The following is a 2,514-nucleotide window of genomic DNA, read 5'->3' on the forward strand; positions in this document are numbered from 1 at the left end:
GCGGACAGGACGCATGACCGGCCGCAGCTGCGCGGCTGTGTCAGCCGGGCGGGGGGCATCTCCCACCCGCACACCCGCACAGTTGTTCGACTGTTGGTCACCGGCCGGGAGCAGCGCGCCACACCGGGCCGTTGGCCAGGTCGGGACCACCACTCATACACGAATTGCCTGTGGCAGGGCAGCCCTGAGCGGGCGTGGCAGCACCATCGCCACGATCACCCGCGGCACTCACACAAACAGCCTCTCTTCTCGGTCCCGATCTCGCCATGTCTGCGGTTCCGGCTGAGAAGAGAGACGTCCCGTGCTGCCCGATGTCCTGGCCGTGTCCCCTGACCGGCTCGCCGACGGCACCCTTGCCGACGTGTGGGCGCAGATCCAGCGCACCGCCGGCTGCACCCACCCCATCCGCCTCGCCGGACACGTCGACCAGGCCGACAAGCTGACCGGTGAACTCCGCCGCGTCTTCGACTCCGCCGGCCTGCCCGACGGCACGATCCTCGTCCCGTGCGGCAACCGGCGGGCCACCGTCTGCCCGTCGTGCTCCTACCTGTACGCCGGCGACACCTGGCAGATCGTCCACGCCGGCCTGTCCGGCGGCCTCGACCTTCCCGAGACCGTCGCCCACCATCCGGGCCTGTTCGTGACCGTGACCGCCCCCTCGTTCGGCCCGGTGCACTCCCGCCGGTCCAACCACGGGCCCGCGCAGGTGTGCAGCCCCCGTGAGGGCCGGTGCCCCCACCGCCGGCCCCGCGGCTGCCGCCTGGTCCACACCGACGACGACCCCCGCCTTGGCGCACGGATCTGCCTCGACTGCGCCGACAGCTCCGGCCTGGTCACCTGGAACCGCTTCGCCCCCCGGCTGTGGAAGCGCACGGTCGATCTGACGTTACCGGCGCCTGGCGTTCCTGCGCGACACCACCGACACCGACCTCCGCCGGCAGCTCCGCATCAGCTACATCAAAGTCGCCGAAGCCCAAGCCCGCGGCGCGATCCACTTCCACGCCGTGCTGCGCCTGGACGACGCCACCACCGACCCCGGTAGCTGGGCACCCCCGCCCGCCTGGGCCACCGCCGACCTGCTCGCCGCCGCCTGGCGGTGGGCCGTGCGCCGCGCCGTGCAGCCCTGCCCCGACCCGCACCGCCACGACCTGCCCACCCAGCTCGTGCCCGCCCCGGTGGTCCGCCCCCCGATGGCCGCGGCCCGCTGGGGCGAACAGGTCGACGTGCGCCCCCTGGTCGTCGACAGCGGGGACCTCACCCCGGCCACGGTCGGCAACTACCTCGCCAAGTACGTCACGAAGTCGGTCACCGACTCCGGCGCCCTGGACAGTCGCATCCGCGACGCCGAAGACCTCTACACCCGCTGCCTGTTCCTGCCCGACCACCAGGCCGAGCTGGTCAAGACCGCCTGGCGCCTCGCCGCCTGGTCAGACTTCCGCGACCTCGGCATGAACCGCTGGGCCCACCAGTACGGCTTCAACGGCCACTGGATCACCAAGAGCCGCGCCTATTCGACGACGTTCGCCGCGTGCCGGGAACGACGCCGGACCTGGGCCCGCACCCACACCCCGGCCGGCGCCGAACGCACCCCGCTGGACGCCTGGGGACGGCCCGAAGACGACGACCAGGTCATCACCCTCGCCACCTGGCGCTACCAGGCATCCGGCCACGCCCGCACCGGCGACCAGGCACTCGCCGACATGGCCGCAGACCAAGCCCGCTCACGACGGGAAGCCGCCCGGGACTCCCGGGCCACGGCACAGCACGACGACGGCCCCGGCGACCACCGCCAAGTACCCGCCAGGGCCGCCCACCCCACCCGCCTGTGAACGGAGAGGCATCACCATCGTGACGCACCCACCGCTGCCACGACAGGCCACTGACGCGGTCCCTGTGGTCTCCCCGACCGCTGAGCGCGCGCAACCACGGGAGTCGGTCCGCCGGCTACGCGCGCAGATCGCCGTGAACGCCCGCCTCGCCACGGAAGACCCCGTGGCAATGACCGCCCCGGCCCGCCGGGCGTTCCTGGGCAAGTTCGAGGCCCTGGCCGACCCCGACGGCGTACTCCCGCCGGACGAACGGGCCCGCCGCGCGGGACATCTCCGCAAGGCCCACATGCAGCGCCTGGCGCTGCGCAGCGTCCAGGCCCGCCAGCGTGCCGCTGGGGGAGCGGCATGAGCACGCCGGACGCCATGTGGGAACTGCTGCTGACCTCGTGGAACAGGTCGATGGAGGCGGCCAACAAGACGGCGAAGACGCGTCAGATCTACCTGAACGCTGCGGCCCCCTTCGTGGCCTGGCTCCTTGACCGCGACGACGCGCCCGGGGACGTGGCCGGCATAGAGCGTAGCCACGTCGAACAGTTCCTGATCGACTTCCGCACCCTGCCGAGCCCTCGGCGGCCTGAGGGGCGTAGCGCGGCGTACGCCAACCAGGTCTACCGCGCGTTGCAATAGTGAGCCTTTCCCGGTAACGTTTCGTCGCTTTGCGTGACATCAATGTGGTGTTGGTGTG

4 protein-coding genes are annotated in these 2,514 nt (G+C 72.0%); all 4 read left to right on the plus strand.

Annotation, left to right across the window (positions count from 1 at the left end; translation table 11 throughout):
• Positions 1 to 301 precede the first annotated feature (301 nt).
• A complete protein-coding gene (locus G6R25_RS28390; protein WP_235949489.1) occupies positions 302 to 1,042 on the plus strand; it encodes a replication initiator in 741 nt (246 codons plus the stop codon).
• Positions 948 to 1,829 carry a replication initiator gene (locus G6R25_RS28395; RefSeq protein WP_336502452.1) on the plus strand — a complete coding sequence of 294 codons (882 nt, stop codon included), beginning with the start codon at positions 948 to 950 and terminating at the stop codon, positions 1,827 to 1,829. Before G6R25_RS28390 ends, G6R25_RS28395 begins: the two co-directional genes overlap by 95 nt.
• A gap of 64 nt (positions 1,830 to 1,893) precedes the next feature.
• The gene (locus G6R25_RS25645; protein WP_205447397.1) at positions 1,894 to 2,178 is read left to right on the plus strand and encodes a hypothetical protein; all 285 of its coding nucleotides are present in this window, start codon (positions 1,894 to 1,896) and stop codon (positions 2,176 to 2,178) included.
• Complete coding sequence (locus G6R25_RS23345) at positions 2,175 to 2,456, plus strand: phage integrase N-terminal SAM-like domain-containing protein (protein ID WP_163554584.1); 282 nt, start codon at positions 2,175 to 2,177, stop codon at positions 2,454 to 2,456. Before G6R25_RS25645 ends, G6R25_RS23345 begins: the two co-directional genes overlap by 4 nt.
• Positions 2,457 to 2,514: the final 58 nt, after the last annotated feature.

Source organism: Candidatus Frankia alpina, assembly GCF_902806485.1.
In the GTDB taxonomy this organism is placed as follows: domain Bacteria; phylum Actinomycetota; class Actinomycetes; order Frankiales; family Frankiaceae; genus Frankia; species Frankia alpina.